We start from the raw sequence: 15,018 nt of genomic DNA, 5'->3' as shown, positions 1-15,018 counted from the left end.
CTCGACGCCCCCTCGGTTAACGCGGCCTGTGGCTCACTCATGCTGTGGTAACAAGCCGCTCAATGGCACGCTCTAAGCGCGCCATACCTTCAACAATATCTGCCTCAGGAATCACCAGCGAAGGCGCCATTCGCAGTACGTTAGGCCCAGCGATTAGTGCCATTAAACCTTCCTCAATGGCCAGCGGCAGAATCTCTTTAGCGCGACCCTCAAAAGCATCCGACATTTGAGCGCCGATCAACAGCCCCATGCCGCGTATTTCTTTAAACACGCCATGCTTGCGATTAATGGTTTCTAAATGCTCACGGAAAAGATCGTGGCGCGCTTGCACGCCTGCTAGAACGTCTGGAGTATCGATAAATTCAACTGCCGCCAACGCGATGGCAGACCCCAGCGCATTACCGCCGTAGGTTGAGCCATGGGTGCCAAAGGCTAATGACTTGGCGACTTTATCAGTTGCCAGCATCGCTCCTACCGGAAAACCACCGCCTAGCGATTTAGCACTTGTGAGAATGTCCGGTGTCACGTCATAGCGCTCGTAGGCGTAAAGTGTCCCGCAACGACCAACGCCGGTTTGCACTTCATCAAAAATCAGCAGGGCGTTGTGCTGATCGCACAGTTCGCGCAGGCCTTTCAAAAATGCGGGGCTAGCCGGCAGAATGCCACCCTCGCCCTGCATTGGCTCAACCATCACCGCGCAGGTATCGTCGCCCATTAAGGCGCGAACGCTTTCCAGGTCATTAAATTCAGCGTGCAAAATGCCGCCAGGAATCGGGCCAAAGCCCTGCGAGTATTTGGGTTGACCGCCAACGCTAACCGTAAAGAGAGTGCGGCCATGGAAGGACTGATTGAAGGAAATGATTTTGTCTTTCTTTTCGCCGTGGTGATCTACCGCGTAGCGACGAGCCAGCTTCAGCGCCGCCTCGTTCGCCTCCCCTCCTGAAGAGCAAAGGTAGACTTTGTCAGCAAACGTGCGTTCTACCAGTTTTTTAGCCAGTTTAAGGGCTGGCTCATTGGTATAGATATTGGAGAGATGCCAAAGTTTTTCACCCTGCTCTTTAAGCGCGTTAACCAGCACAGGATGACAGTGGCCTAACGAGTTCACCGCAATACCGCCGGCAAAATCGATGTATTCACGCCCCTGCTGATCCCATAGTCGGCTACCTTCGCCGCGCACCGGAATAATCTGCTGCGGTGCATAGTTAGGCGTCATGTATTGATCAAAATCCTGCCGAGTTGGGATGGTGCTCATGGGGCAAACTCTCCAATAGAATAATGGGGTAAAAACAGTATAAGGCGCTGACGTGGTTATCTGCTTTCAGCAATGTGACAGGGAATTATGAATAACCACGCTTGGTTTTATGCACGCTAAGCCAAACGCTCTTCTCTTGGCGTCATGCCAAAATGGTTGCGATAGGCGGTTGAGAAGTGTGCGCCGGAGGAAAATCCTGTGGCAAAGGCGATATCGCCAATCGCGCGATCGGTTTCGCGCAGCTGCTTGCGTGCCTCTTGCAAACGCAAATCCAGATAATAGCGGCTGGGCACTGCCTGGAGATATTTCTTAAATAGCCGCTCTAACTGGCGGCGAGAAATACCCAAATGCTCAGCCAGTTCAAGAGTCGAAAGCGGCTCCTCGATATTGGCTTCCATTAGCGTCACGGCATCGACCAAACTTTGCGGGGCATGCCCTAAGCGGCTGCGAAGCGGCACGTGCTGGCGCTCATCGGCTAAGCGAATGCGGTCGCAAACAAACTGCTCAGACACCTGTTCTGCCAGTCGCGCCCCGTGATGCTGGCCAATCAGCGTGAGCATCATATCCATGGCAGCCGTGCCGCCCGCACAGGTCAACCGGTCGCGGTCAATTTCAAACAGCTGCTGGGAGAGCGTTACCTGTGGGTATGCCTGGGAAAAAGCCTCAAAACGCTGCCATGGAAGCGTTGCTCGGTATCCTTCTAGCAACCCGCAGCGCGCCAGCACTTCCGTGCCACCGGCCAAACCGCCTAAAGATACGCCACGGCCTTGATGGCCTCGCAGCCATTCGTTGAGCTTAGCGGGCAAGGTATAGGGCAGCGGCGTAGGCGCACAGATCAAGAGCAGATCGATAGGGCCCGGTGCCTCGCTTAACGCATGCTGAGCCAGCAGCGAAAGCTGAGCACCGCTGCGCACCGGCTGACTATCCATGCTTAAGGTGGCGGTGTGGTAAAGCATTTGGCCACTCAACTGGTTGGCCATTTGCAGTGGTTCAATAGCGCTGGCGTGGGCCAATAACGAAAAGCCCGGCAGCAGCAGAAATGCGACCCGCCTGCGGATCACATTAGGCTGCGCCATTAGCGCGTTAGGCTGCATGATAAGTCGCTGAGCTGCATGAAGAACCGCCATCAACTGGATGAAATGCCTATCTTACGCAATTACGCAGTGGAGAGCAGCGTTCTGCCCTCTATTGCAAAAAAGTGACGCATCAATGCAAATTGCCGGGCACAGGGCCCGGCAATAACAGCATCAAGCAAACACGTCACAAGGCCTAAGGCTTACAGACTGACGACATCAAACTTAACTGCCGGGCTGACATCGGCGTCGTAATCGACATCGCTACGCTCAAATCCAAACAGCTTCAAGAATTCGTGTTTGTAACCCGCATAGTCGGTAATGTCGAACAGGTTGTCGGTCGTCACTTCCGGCCAAAGGTCCTGGCAGGCTTGCTGCACATCGTCACGCAGCTCCCAATCATCTAGCCGCAGGCGGCCGACCTCATCGGTGGCAAACTCGCCGCGCTTACCTTGCTCGGAGTAAAGCTGCTCACCGAACAGTCGATTCAACTGGTCAATGGTGCCTTCATGCAGGCCCTGTTCTTTCATAATGCGATAGACCATCGCGATATACAGTGGCATAACCGGAATCGCCGCGCTCGCCTGAGTCACTACGGACTTGAGCACCGCAACATTGGCACCGCCGCCGCTGGCCTTCAGGTGGCTATCAATCGCCGTCGCGGCGCGATCCAGGTCTTCCTTAGCTTTACCCAGCGCACCGTGCCAGTAAATCGGCCAAGTGATTTCGGTGCCAATATAGCTAAACGCGACGCTGCGAGCGCCTTTCGCCAGCACGCCCGCTTTATCTAGCGCGCTCATCCACAGTTCCCAATCTTCGCCACCCATGACGGTAATGGTGTCGTCAATCTCTTCCTGTGTTGCCGGTTCCACTTCTGCTTCGATGATCGCATCTTTATTGGTATCGATAGCCGTAGCGCGGTAGGTTTCGCCAATCGGCTTAAGGCTGGAGCGTTTCAGCTCACCGGTATCCGGCATTTTACGAACGGGCGATGCCAGCGAGTACACCACCAGATCAATCTCGCCCATATCTTGCTTAATCAACTCAATGGCTTTTTCCCGCGCTTCGTGTGAGAACGCATCGCCATTGATGGAATTGCTGTACAGGCCTTCTTGTTTAGCGAATTTATCGAAGGCAGCACTGTTGTACCAACCCGCGGTGCCAGGCTTGACATCAGTAGCAGGCTTTTCAAAGAACACGCCCAGCGTGTCAGCACCATAGCCAAACGCTGCGGTAATACGCGCGGCCAAACCATAGCCACTCGATGCACCAATCACGAGCACCTTTTTCGGGCCGGCGCTTTTATCTAAACCACGGGCACGGGTAGCCTCAATCTGCTCAAGAACATTTTTCTCACAGCCCACCGGGTGGGTAGTCGTACAAATAAAGCCGCGCACCTTGGGTTTAATAATCATCTCGAACCTCGTTATCAGATTAATTTGGCTATCGACATCGCGATGTCGTGGCTTGATGGGGTTATTCTAGCTGTCTCCGTGCGCGCTGTCCGCTCTTGCGCTATTGTCCGCGCTTGAGATCACCAGGGTTTCGCGTCACGATATCAGTTAACGTCCTTATGCCAGCAACGACTCCCCATACGAGGCCACCATGAATGCACAGCAGCTAGTAGACGAACGCGGCGATCTTTGGCTAGCGTTAGCGCCGCTGTGGCTTGACCGTGAGCCCAGCGAACGGGACTACTCGCGCATGCTGGACGTCGTGCAACGCTACGAGATGTCGCTTAAAGAATTGGAGTGGATGTTTCGTTTGGAAATGGCGCCGGTCATGTCGCGTCATCAGCTTTCCATTGCTAGCGAATGGCGCCAATTTAACGACCGCAAGCTCATGCAGCAGCTGGTCAACCACAACTTGCGCCTAAAAGGCTGGCGGCGTAAAAGCTGGGCGTTGTTTTCAGGATTGACCACCATGATGGTGCGCCACCGCCTGAATGCGCTAATGAACCGACTTGCCGTTGTACGGGGCGAACAGGTTTAACGCATTTATACCGCCACGCTACGGGTAAGATTCATCTAAGGCTTTTTCCAACGCCAACCGCAATGGGCGCCCGTGGTCACGCGGGCCAAAGCGAGCAATGACGTTTCCATCGCGACCAATCAAGAACTTAGTGAAATTCCACTTGATCATTGGCGTCCCCAGTACGCCTGGCGCCTGATGTTTTAGCCACACAAACAGCGGATGAGCACGACCGCCATTCACATGCACCTTCTCTAGTAGCGGAAAATTGATCCCATACTGCTGTTCGCCAAACTGACAGAACGCCTGGGCATTCTCCGGGGATTGGCGCCCAAATTGATTGCATGGAAATCCCAGCACGGTAAAACCACGATCACGATAGCGCTGATAAAAGGTTTCCAACTCTTTCAGCTGTGGCGTGAAGCCACATTGGCTAGCCACGTTGACCACCAATAATACTTGGCCACGCAACGCCCGCAGATTGAACGGTTTCGCTTGGTGGGTATAACAGTCTTGGTCGTAAATCGTCATTAAATAGGCCCTACAAACACCTTAAACGGCATAGCGATTACCATGCCACGGCTATTCTGTTTACACCAGCGGCCCGGCAACCACTCTCAGCGCCAGCACGATGAGCAGAACGCCGGTAATACGATTAATCCAGTGGGCATTCTTTTGCAACCAAGGCAGAATTCTTGAATGCGAAAGCACCACCGCAACAAGTACGTACCAGCCACCGTCAATCACCATCGCGGTCAGCACAATAATCGCTTTCGCCAACGCACTCATGTCTGGGCTAACAAACTGACTGAGCAGCGCAACAAAAAACAGGATCAGCTTAGGGTTTCCTAACGCGACTAGCACGCCCTCTTTAGCCGCCTGCCCTCTGCTCGTCGCCATGGCAGCCGGATGCAAAGCGCCTGCTTTTCCGGCGCGCAGCGCTTGAAACCCTAGCCAGGCTAAGTAAGCGGCGCCGCACCAAGTGATCAATTGGAACAGCATCGGAAAACCGGCAATCAACGCGCCTAGCCCCCATACTGTCAGCAGTGCGTAAAACCCCACGCCGAGCGTATGAAAGATGGCCGCGATCACGCCAAACAACCGCCCGCCGCCTAGCGTATGGCGTAGCACTAATGCCAAACTTGGTCCTGGCGACATCGCCCCCATGGCGCAGATAGCGGCTAATGATAACCAGAGTGTCAGCGGCATAGCGTTTTATTCCTGAGATCAAATGTCAGCCCATGGGGGCAAACCACGAGTATACGACAGGTGAGGCCTGCTCTTTGGCGAGCGGCTTAAATAACGCTGTTAGCATGGTACGCTGTTGGGTAAAATTTGCTCTTTGAGCTCTTTTCACATTTCAAAATACCGCCCGTTCAATGCGCGTGGTATGGCTAACACAGGACGGCAACATGGGTAGGGCTTTTCAGAACCGTAAGGAATCCATGGCCAAAACGGCCGATGCGAAGACCAAGGTCTATAGCAAATATGGACGTGAAATTTACGTTTGCGCTAAAGCGGGTGGCAGCGATCCTAATGGCAACCTTGCACTGCGCGGCTTGATGGAGCGTGCCAAAAAAGATCAGGTTCCTTCCCACGTTATTGATAAAGCGCTCGACAAAGCCAGCGGTGCAGGCGGCGAAGATTTCTCTACCGCGCGCTATGAAGGTTTCGGGCCAGGCAATGTCATGGTGATCGTTGACTGCCTGACCGACAATCCTAACCGCACCTTTGGCGATGTTCGCGGCTGCTTTACCAAAACCAAGAGCAAAATTGGCACGCCCGGCAGCGTGAGCCACATGTTCGACCACTGCGCTATTTTCTCGTTTAGCGGTAGCGATGAAGAAGCCGTATTGGAAGCGCTTATGGAAGCAGATGTTGATGTCACTGACATTGAGCAAGAAGCCGAACGCATTACCGTCTTTGCCCCGCACACTGATTATGCCAAGGCCAAACAGGCGCTGTTAGACGCTTTCGGTGAGATTGACTTTGAAGTTGACGAAATTCAATTTCTGCCGCAAACCACCACGCCGGTTGAAGGCGACGACGTGGCGCTGTTTGAAAAGTTCTTAGGCATGTTGAACGAGCTGGATGATGTACAAAATGTCTTCCACAGCGGTGAGCTGCCAGAGCCCACCGAAGCTTAAGCGTTAGCCAGCCAGTCAATACGTTGACTGCGCAGCGTTGCGGGCATCCAGGGTAGCATCAGGTGGTAACAATGCTGACCGGACGCCTGCCGCACTGAGCACTGTCTTACCGCGCACGGTTAGGTCGGTAATAAACAGAAACTGCTGACGTGGGTCTACCGGGTAGGCGCGTATCCGGTAGTGGGTGCCCCAGGGCTTCTCTTCAGCCACGACGATGATCGGTTGGTCGAACTTCAAGTAGGCGCTGGTGAGCGCTACATCGCGCAACGCTTTGCGCACCCAGCCCGCCTCATGCTCAGGATGAAGATAAAAACTCGCCACGCACTGCAAACTGGTGCCGCCGTTATTGGCATTATAAATGGCGTGATCCCATAGCTTTAAGTGCGGCACCGCGACTAAATCATCATCGGGCGTTTGGATCTCGACAGTGCGCAGCCCTACGTGCTTGACCTCGCCATAGGTGCCTTCAATGTTGACCCAATCCCCAGGGCGATAAGGTAGCTCAATGGCCGAAACGACTCCCGCAATTAGGCTACTGACGTAGTCCTTCATAGCAAAGCCAATGGCTAAACCCAGCGCACCCAGCAGCGTTACCATGTTGCGTAATGACGGCTCGATAATAATCGGCGTGACAATCGCCAGCGCAGTGATCAGCACAAACAGGCGCGTTAGCGGCACTAATGCAAATATTCGAAAGCGGACCTGCCCGTGTAAGCGCGAAGCCAGCCAGTTGAGCCCACGCTGGCTGACAATAATCAGCACAATGGCACTTAACAGCACTAGCCCCACGGTAATTAATGCTTGGCTATCGATATCGTTAAACAGTCTTGCGTACTTTTTTTGGTCGTCCATGGAGCCCTCCGTGGGCCTGCCGCTTAGCGAGAGCCGGCTTAAAGCGAATCGACCAGATAATTGCGCGATTCTAATAATTGGCGAACGCTAGCGTAGCTAAGTGGGGCGATCTGCCAACGCCCTTCCCAGCTTGAAACGATCCCTTTACGCTGCAGCGCCAGCCGTGCATTCAGCGCTTCGTGATGTGAGAACGGCAGCACCTCTCCCAATGACTGATCATCCAGACCACCGTGAATCAATAGCGCATGCAGCACGAGCGTTGCGATATCGCCAGTATCCGCAGGCAGCTCCGCATCGGCCAGCGCATCCACCAGCCACAGCGCTTGTGTCTCACCTGACGATGGCTCACGCAGCCGTTCGTGCCAGTAGTGCCAAGCAATGCCTAAATGCCCGCGGCAATGGGCTGCCAAGCGCTGTAGCTCTTTATGCGCAGCCTGGTGGCGCTTTGTTTCTAGCGCTGGCAATATCTGCTTGCCGGTCCGAGTGCTGTAGACAGACGGATACTGGCCATCGCTTGCGCTGATATTGGAAAAATAGCGTGTTAGCTGTTCGCCTTGCATCGACTGCAGCGTAAATACCGGCGCCCCGTCGATCCCGATCACCTGCTGAAGATAGGCATAGGTCCAGCTATCGCACCCAATCACACCGTGTCCTAAGCGACCACTTAAGGCACGCTCAAGAAATTCACGAATACTTTGAATACCCTGCGTGTGGCGTAAAAAATGCCGTTCTAATGCAGGCACTGCCCAGCTTTTCTGGTGCACGCAATGCGCTATCCACTGCGTATCGCCTTTGGCAAGCTCACTAAGCGTTGGAGGCTCGACGCAAACGGCATTATGCTGCTTAGCCCAATGGGTGACCACAGAGGCGTGACCGCCATGTGGCGGCGTAATAAAAAACGTGACCGGCGCGTCCTGAGCGTCAAGTGCCTGCGCTAACATGCTAGCAGCGGGCGCCCAGTCGACCGGAGGCACTAAATGAGCCAGCCTAATCTCGGGTAAGGAGCGCAGCTCATGCTCCTCTTTTACCTGCTGTTCTGAGGTTTTTTTACCGATTAACCACTTTGAAGCGGAACGCCAACGACGTCGCCACTGGCTCGCCTGCGTCTTTTCGGGGGGACAAAACTGATCCAGCGCGACCACTTCCCACAGTGGCGAGACGCCTGTTGATGAGTACTCCCCCATGACACTTTCCCTATGGCTGCGTAAGTCATCACTTTAGCACGATGCACACAGCTTCTAACGGCACACGAACTTATGGTCTAAAATAAAGTCTTCATAGACAGGCCATTAAGGTACCTAGCGTACGGATGTGTTTTGCCATAGCGATTGCGAGCTAAAGGAGCAAGCGATGAGTGTCGTTCATGTCAGTGAAGAAGAGCTGCACGATAAAATAGGCAAGTGTATTGCTGGGGAACGGCTACTGATTGAGCAGCATGGCAATCGGTTTAGTGCCCGAATACAGCACGCTACGGCAGCAGGCGTGAAGGTGATCCCAGACACCGAGATCAAAAACAGCCACAAGTCATCCGGCGATGTGGAAGGGATGACAGTGGCCTATGAAGACATACTTGAGCTTGAAGTAAAAGGCGTCGTTTACAGCCGTTTATTAGATTAATACCCGTTCCTGCACGCCTTGAACCAGTAGCAAGGCGTGCAGGATCTCAACGAGCCTTACTGTTTTGAAACATCAGCATGTTTTAAAACATCAGAATATCTTAAAACGTCAGGCAAATTTTCCCAAAGTGTTTTCCTGATGCCTGATGTCGAAAGGCGTCCGCGATGTCGGCCAGCGGAAACTCGCGATCAATCACAGGGTGCATATCCAGGGCTTCCAGCGCACGAATCATCTCAATTTGATGCCGACGACTGCCTACGATCAGCCCTTTAAGACTGGCTTGCTTGGCCATTAACTTGGCGGTCGGAACCTCACCTTCACGGCCGGTCAATATTCCAATCAGCGCAATCTTGCCTCCAATTTTTACCGCATCGATCGACTGAGACAACGTACCGCCCCCCCCCACTTCAACGATATGGTCAACGCCTTCCCCGTCGGTGAGCTCTTTAACGCGCTTACCCCAGTCAGGTGTCTCTTTATAGTTGATAGTGTGTTCAGCGCCCATTTCCTTCAGCCGTGCCAGTTTTTCGTTGGACGATGAGGTGGCGATGACCCGCGCGCCCATCATGCGCGCGAACTGCAGGGCAAAGATTGATACACCGCCGGTACCAAGCACCAGAACGCTATCACCCGCTTTGATATTGCCATCGACCACCAGTGCCCGCCAAGCGGTTAAGCCTGCGGTGGTCAAGGTAGCCGATTCAGCATGGCTATAGCCCTTAGGCTGGTGAGTGAACCACTCAAAGGGGCGTACAACCTGCTCTCGCGCATAGCCGTCCACGCCGTCGCCTGGCGTCGTACGGAAATCGCCGACTCGCGCGGGGCCTTCCAGCCAGTAAGGGAAGAAGGTAGACACCACGTGGTCGCCCGCGGCAAACTCCGTCACGCCCTCGCCGACCGCCTCAACAACGCCCGCACCATCCGACATGGGAATGCGCTGATCTTCGGTGGGAATCATGCCAGCGACAACCGCGTAGTCATGAAAATTCAGCGAACTTGCGTGCAGACGCACGCGAATCTCACCTGCCATCGGCTCACCGGGCGCATCCATCTGCTGTACGTTGAGGTTATCTAACCCACCGGGCTGCTGCAGTGTAATGACTTGCATCGTCTACCTCCCTTGCAGCGCTCGCTGCTAGTGATTTGATGTAAAGCACACGTTAAGACGCATCACTTTCCGACACGTCTAGGCCTAAAAAGCCACCGGACTGACGTTGCCATAAGCTTGCATAGATGCCGTCTTTCTCCAGGAGTTCCTGATGCGTGCCGGTTTCGACAATGCACCCTTCATCCACGACGATCAATCGATCAAGCATGGCAATCGTGGACAGGCGATGGGCAATGGCAATGACCGTTTTACCCTCCATCAGCGTATCCAGCTGCTCTTGAATGGCGGCCTCCACTTCTGAGTCCAATGCAGAAGTTGCCTCGTCAAGGACCAGAATCGGCGCATTTTTAAGCAGCACTCGGGCAATAGCAATCCGCTGACGCTGGCCTCCTGACAGCTTAACGCCCCGCTCACCCACGTGGGCATCTAACCCTCGACGCCCTTTCGGATCGACCAGCTGATCAATAAAGGAATCGGCATGGGCGCGGCATACCGCGTTCCAAACATCTTCATCGTTAGCCTGCGGACTGCCGTAGCGAATATTGTCGCGCAGCGAGCGGTGTAGCAGCGAGGTGTCCTGTGTCACCATGCCAATCTGATGGCGCAAAGACGTCTGGGTTACTTGGGCAATATCCTGCCCATCAATTAAAATACGCCCACCCTGTACGTCATAAAAACGCAGCAGCAGGTTAGCAAGCGTTGACTTGCCCGCGCCGGAGCGGCCAATCAAGCCGATTTTTTCACCCGGAGCAATGGTGAGATTTAGCCCATCAAACACGGTTTTACTTTCACCTTTAGCTTGGTCGTAGCCAAACCGCATCACTTCAAAGCGAATCTCACCTTGGGGGACTACTAATAACGGTGCATCAGGCGCGTCGCGCACCGTTGGTTCCTGGGCGATAGTATTCATGCCATCTTGTACGGTGCCGATATTTTCAAACAGCCCCGCCACTTCCCATAAAATCCAATCAGACATAAAGCGAATACGCATCACCAGCGCAATCGCGATCGTCAGCACCCCCAGGGAAATAGCTTCCATGTACCAGGCACTAATAGCCATGGCCGCCGTGCCCACCAAAAGTGCTGTGTTCAGTAGCGTCAGCCCGACACTCATAATCGTGACCAGGCGCATTTGATCATGCACCGTCACCATAAAGCCTTCCATCGCATCACGCGCGTAGCGCTGCTCGCGCTGAGTGTCGGCAAACAGTTTGATGGTTTGAATATTGCTGTAGCTGTCGACCACACGGCCGGTCATTTGCGCGCGAGCATCGGCCTGAGCCATCGAAATGTCGCGCAGGCGGGGCACGAAGAAACGCATAATCGCTAAGTAGCCGACTAGCCAAAGGCCAAGCGGTATCAGCAGCAAAAGGTCTGCCCGCCCGAGCAAAAAGGCGGCGCCGGTGAAATACACAATGGCATAGACCAGCAGGCCCATCACCTTTGTGACCGTTTCACGGATCGCCAGCGCTGTTTGCATGACTTTTTGCGACACCCGCCCAGAAAACTCATCCTGATAAAACGCTAGGCTTTGGCTAAGCATATGGCGATGCGAAAGCCAGCGGCCAATCATCGGGTAGTTCCCGAAAATACTTTGATGAGTCACCAGCGACTGCAGCAGCACGAGCAGCGGCAAACCGACCAGCATTAAAAGCCCTAAGCCTGCCAACCACAGGCCATTTTCGGCCCAAAAGCCCGCTCGCTCAACGTTACCCAGCCAATCCACTAGCTGGCCCATGTAGCTGAAAAAAACCACTTCGGCACCCGACACCAGCGCCGTAAACAGTGTCATCAGCAGCAGCAGCGGCAGCATTGGGCGCGAAAAATGCACAATAAAGGGCATTAAGCCCTTGGGCGGTGTTTTAACGTCGCCTTCAGGATAGGGATTAATCCGCGTTTCGAAGTAGCGAAATAGCGGTTTTAAAACACGCGATAGCATGAGTCTTCCTTACGTTACTGACGTTGATTTTAACGGTCTTTGCTGATGTCTTAAGAAGCGGATCGGCGCATTAACCAGCGCGCCCAAAAGGGTGCAATGATCATTAGGGTCACCATTCTCAGCAGATGGTGGAAAGCAACGAATACTGGATCAATATTGAGCGCGAAGGCCAAAATCGCCATTTCGCCAATTCCCCCCGGCGCCAGCGCTAACAGCGCTACGTCGCGTCCCACACCCAATATTTGATGAATCAGCTCGGCAAATAATGCCAGTACGGCTAATGCTAGTAGGGTTGCAATGCCCGACTGCCACAAATAGCGCGCTAGCAACTTGCGCGTCATGCCTTGAAAGCGCGAGCCAATAGCACTGCCCAGCACCCAGAGCATTACATTCATTCCCCAGCCCGGTAACACAAGGCTGGCGATATCAAAACCGGACAATAGAGCAGCCAGCAGCAGCGGTGCCAGCAGCGCTGAACTAGGGATTCGCAGAAAGCGACCTAGCGGCAGCACAAGCGGTATCGTCAATAGCATCCAGCCATGTTCTAAGCCGCTATGGACTGGACCAACGCCCTCCCCGCCATCGCCAGAGGCCCAAAACAGTGGCGGTAAAAAAAGAATAACCAGGATCATACGCAGCGACTGCGAGACCGCGATACGCTGAGGGTCTCCACCGCATTTTTCACCCAATAGTATCATCGCCGTCATAGCGCCGGGGGCAGCTCCAAACCACGCACTGACAGGATCAAATCCACAGCGCCTATACCAGGCGGCAGCCACTGCCGTAGAAGCCGCGACTCCCAATAGCAGTAGCCCAGCGGACACTGGCCAATCGACCACCCGATGCGCCAACTGCGGCGTTACTTGGCTGCCTAGCACCATGCCCATGATAGCTAAGAAAATATTGCGGACCGGCTCAGGTACTGCGACTTTCACACCTTGAGATGAGACCAGTAAATTGGCAATAAGCGGGCCCAGCATCCAGGCTAGGGGTAGCCCTGTCAGTTGAAAGGCGGTGCCGCCGACCGCGCCAACCGCTAACGATACTGCCAGCCCTTTGACGCTCCCTGCATTTATCTGGATATCCTTCACGCCAACTCCCTTGGTTCCAAAACGTTACTCATCGCTACGCAATCATTAACCTGCTAAGCGTAACCGCCAGTTTACCACCGACAAGGCCATTTTGGGCTTCAGGATCGCGCGTGAACCACCCTTTTACGCCCGCATAAGCGGATGCAAAACGTAATTTTTGGCGATGCCATCTACACACACCGTGCAGCACGCGTATAATAAGCAGCTGCCATTAATGGCAAACTTTCTCAGGGCGGGGTGCAAGTCCCCACCGGTGGTAATGCCGCTTCAATCGTCATTGCGGATAAGCCCACGAGCGCTCAGCCAGCTAATCGCTTTTAGTGGCTGAGGTCAGCAGATTCGGTGAGATTCCGGAGCCGACGGTCATAGTCCGGATAAAAGAGAAGGTTTCCATGCTGTGCGTATGACAGTGCCTATTTTTAATAGGCCTGGACGTGTGCCGTTGGATTCCTAATGCCTTGATTCTGGTAAACAATCCAAAAGGATAACCATGAATCAGACCCGTGTTTTTTCATCACCTCGCATTGCCTTTATCGAAGCCTCCTGGCATCACGATATTGTCAGCCAAGCCCGAGACGCATTTATTGCTCAGCTGTCGAGCCAGCATGGTTTTGCCGCAGAGCAAGTAGAGACCTTCCAAGTCGCAGGCGCTTATGAAATTCCGCTGCAGGCAAAACTATTAGCCAAAACGAAGCGCTACGCGGCCATCGTAGGCGCGGGATTTGTTATTGATGGGGGTATCTACCGCCACGACTTCGTCGCTCAAGCCGTAGTCGAAGGCATGATGCACGCGCAGCTGGAAACTGAAATACCAATTCTTTCTGTTGTGCTGACGCCGCATCATTTTCATGAGCACGCCACCCACTACGACTTTTTCCACTCCCACTTCCGCGCCAAAGGAAAGGAAGCAGCTGATGCAGTGGTGATGACGCTCAATAATCATCGCAAAATTCATGAGCTAGCGTAGGACACAGCGCCTATTAACATTCTGGCCTGAAAACGCTGGGCAGCCTTATAGGGCTGCCCACTTCAACGTCTTAGCTCTGTTACGTCTTAGCTCTGTAAATATGATCGCTCAATACTCGTCATCATCGTCATCACGCATACGTTCTTGACGCTCGGCCTCTTCCTCTTTGGCATCGTCTATCACTTCCATCAATTCATCCACGTTGGCAATGTGATTATCGAAATCAAAGTGGCCGGTCAGCTTGCTATCGGGATGCAGCTCGCCTGATTCATACAGTGCCCACATCTCTTTGCCATAATGGGTATTCAGTAGCGCGGGGGCATACTGACCAAAATAGTTGCGCATATTATCGACATCGCGATAAAGCATGGCAGCGGCACTGTTATTACTGGCGGCGTCAACGGCTTGAGGCAAATCGATAATCACCGGGCCGGTGGCATCCACTAGCACGTTAAATTCCGACAAGTCGCCATGAATTAAGCCCGCACACAGCATGCGTACTACGTCTTGAATAACCTTGGCGTAGTAGGTTTCGGCCTGCTCTGGAGTCAGCGTGACTTCATCTAAGCGCGGGGCAACGTTACCGTCGGCATCGCTGATCATTTCCATCAGCAGCACACCGTCTACAAAGCCGTGGGGCTCGGGTACGCGCACGCCCGCTGACGCCAGGCGATAAAGCGCGTCAACTTCCGCGTTAAGCCATGCCTGTTCCTGCTCTTTCTGACCGTAACGTGTTTTCTTCGCCATCGCTCTTGAGCGGCGGCTGTTACGCTCTTTACGCCCTTCTTGGTACTGTACCGCCTGTTTAAAGCTACGCTGCTTGGCCTCTTTAAACACTTTCGCACAGCGCACATCGTCACCGCAGCGCACTACGTAAACCTGCGCCTCTTTGCCGCTCATTAACTGCACCAGCACCTCATCGATCATTCCATCATCGACCAGCGGCTGTAATCGTTTAGGGATTTTCATGGTTAGCTGCGTCGGCTCCTCTTTACTCTCTG

15 protein-coding genes and 1 riboswitch are annotated in these 15,018 nt (G+C 53.9%); of the genes, 4 read left to right on the top strand and 11 right to left on the bottom strand.

Going from position 1 to position 15,018, the window contains the following annotated elements:
- Nucleotides 1–37: 37 nt before the first annotated feature.
- From CIK78_RS07510 to fabV, 3 genes are all read right to left on the bottom strand, one after another.
- The gene (locus CIK78_RS07510; RefSeq protein WP_096278710.1) at nucleotides 38–1,252 is read right to left on the bottom strand and encodes an aspartate aminotransferase family protein; all 1,215 of its coding nucleotides are present in this window, start codon (nucleotides 1,250–1,252) and stop codon (nucleotides 38–40) included.
- A 116-nt stretch (nucleotides 1,253–1,368) separates the two neighbouring features.
- A complete protein-coding gene (locus CIK78_RS07505) occupies nucleotides 1,369–2,346 on the bottom strand; it encodes a GlxA family transcriptional regulator (protein WP_176483378.1) in 978 nt (325 codons plus the stop codon).
- Between the two features lie 182 nt (nucleotides 2,347–2,528).
- Complete coding sequence (fabV, locus tag CIK78_RS07500) at nucleotides 2,529–3,740, bottom strand: enoyl-ACP reductase FabV (RefSeq protein ID WP_096278708.1); 1,212 nt, start codon at nucleotides 3,738–3,740, stop codon at nucleotides 2,529–2,531.
- A gap of 190 nt (nucleotides 3,741–3,930) precedes the next feature.
- Between fabV and CIK78_RS07495 the strand changes: the two genes are divergently transcribed.
- Entirely contained in the window at nucleotides 3,931–4,317 is a 387-nt protein-coding gene (locus CIK78_RS07495) for a hypothetical protein (protein ID WP_096278706.1), read from the top strand.
- Nucleotides 4,318–4,335: 18 nt separating this feature from the next.
- On the opposite strand, the gene CIK78_RS07490 is transcribed toward CIK78_RS07495, so the two are convergent.
- Together CIK78_RS07490 and CIK78_RS07485 are read right to left on the bottom strand one after the other, a co-directional pair.
- Nucleotides 4,336–4,827 (bottom strand): glutathione peroxidase, encoded by a 492-nt coding sequence (locus CIK78_RS07490; RefSeq protein WP_096278704.1) that lies wholly within the window; start codon nucleotides 4,825–4,827, stop codon nucleotides 4,336–4,338.
- A gap of 60 nt (nucleotides 4,828–4,887) precedes the next feature.
- Nucleotides 4,888–5,505, bottom strand: coding sequence for a LysE family translocator (locus CIK78_RS07485; RefSeq protein WP_096278702.1), 618 nt, complete (start codon nucleotides 5,503–5,505; stop codon nucleotides 4,888–4,890).
- Nucleotides 5,506–5,708: 203 nt separating this feature from the next.
- Here CIK78_RS07485 and CIK78_RS07480 point away from each other — a divergent pair, with 203 nt between their 5' ends.
- A complete protein-coding gene (locus CIK78_RS07480; RefSeq protein WP_096278699.1) occupies nucleotides 5,709–6,443 on the top strand; it encodes a YebC/PmpR family DNA-binding transcriptional regulator in 735 nt (244 codons plus the stop codon).
- 15 nt (nucleotides 6,444–6,458) lie between these two features.
- Here CIK78_RS07480 and CIK78_RS07475 read toward each other — a convergent pair whose 3' ends face one another.
- Entirely contained in the window at nucleotides 6,459–7,295 is an 837-nt protein-coding gene (locus CIK78_RS07475; RefSeq protein WP_096278697.1) for a mechanosensitive ion channel domain-containing protein, read from the bottom strand.
- A 38-nt stretch (nucleotides 7,296–7,333) separates the two neighbouring features.
- Nucleotides 7,334–8,479 (bottom strand): hypothetical protein, encoded by a 1,146-nt coding sequence (locus CIK78_RS07470; protein ID WP_096278695.1) that lies wholly within the window; start codon nucleotides 8,477–8,479, stop codon nucleotides 7,334–7,336.
- A gap of 166 nt (nucleotides 8,480–8,645) precedes the next feature.
- Between CIK78_RS07470 and CIK78_RS07465 the strand changes: the two genes are divergently transcribed.
- On the top strand, nucleotides 8,646–8,912 hold the full coding sequence (locus CIK78_RS07465; RefSeq protein WP_096278693.1) for a hypothetical protein: 267 nt from the start codon (nucleotides 8,646–8,648) through the stop codon (nucleotides 8,910–8,912).
- Between the two features lie 100 nt (nucleotides 8,913–9,012).
- On the opposite strand, the gene CIK78_RS07460 is transcribed toward CIK78_RS07465, so the two are convergent.
- The 3 genes from CIK78_RS07460 to CIK78_RS07450 are packed head-to-tail and all read right to left on the bottom strand — an operon-like array spanning nucleotide 9,013 to nucleotide 13,050.
- Nucleotides 9,013–10,020, bottom strand: coding sequence for an NAD(P)-dependent alcohol dehydrogenase (locus tag CIK78_RS07460; RefSeq protein ID WP_096278691.1), 1,008 nt, complete (start codon nucleotides 10,018–10,020; stop codon nucleotides 9,013–9,015).
- A gap of 52 nt (nucleotides 10,021–10,072) precedes the next feature.
- Nucleotides 10,073–11,959, bottom strand: coding sequence for an ABC transporter ATP-binding protein (locus CIK78_RS07455; protein ID WP_096278689.1), 1,887 nt, complete (start codon nucleotides 11,957–11,959; stop codon nucleotides 10,073–10,075).
- A gap of 50 nt (nucleotides 11,960–12,009) precedes the next feature.
- Complete coding sequence (locus tag CIK78_RS07450) at nucleotides 12,010–13,050, bottom strand: AbrB family transcriptional regulator (RefSeq protein WP_096278687.1); 1,041 nt, start codon at nucleotides 13,048–13,050, stop codon at nucleotides 12,010–12,012.
- A gap of 219 nt (nucleotides 13,051–13,269) precedes the next feature.
- Nucleotides 13,270–13,440, top strand: a riboswitch (FMN riboswitch).
- Nucleotides 13,441–13,540: 100 nt separating this feature from the next.
- On the opposite strand from CIK78_RS07450, the gene CIK78_RS07445 reads away from it, so the two are divergent.
- Nucleotides 13,541–14,017, top strand: coding sequence for a 6,7-dimethyl-8-ribityllumazine synthase (locus tag CIK78_RS07445; RefSeq protein WP_096278685.1), 477 nt, complete (start codon nucleotides 13,541–13,543; stop codon nucleotides 14,015–14,017).
- 108 nt (nucleotides 14,018–14,125) lie between these two features.
- On the opposite strand, the gene CIK78_RS07440 is transcribed toward CIK78_RS07445, so the two are convergent.
- Nucleotides 14,126–14,986 carry a PA4780 family RIO1-like protein kinase gene (locus CIK78_RS07440; RefSeq protein WP_096278683.1) on the bottom strand — a complete coding sequence of 287 codons (861 nt, stop codon included), beginning with the start codon at nucleotides 14,984–14,986 and terminating at the stop codon, nucleotides 14,126–14,128.
- Between the last annotated feature and the right edge of the window lie 32 nt (nucleotides 14,987–15,018).

The organism is Halomonas sp. JB37 (genome assembly GCF_002332255.1).
Lineage (GTDB): Bacteria > Pseudomonadota > Gammaproteobacteria > Pseudomonadales > Halomonadaceae > Vreelandella > Vreelandella casei.
This window is presented reverse-complemented; position numbering and strand designations above follow the sequence as displayed.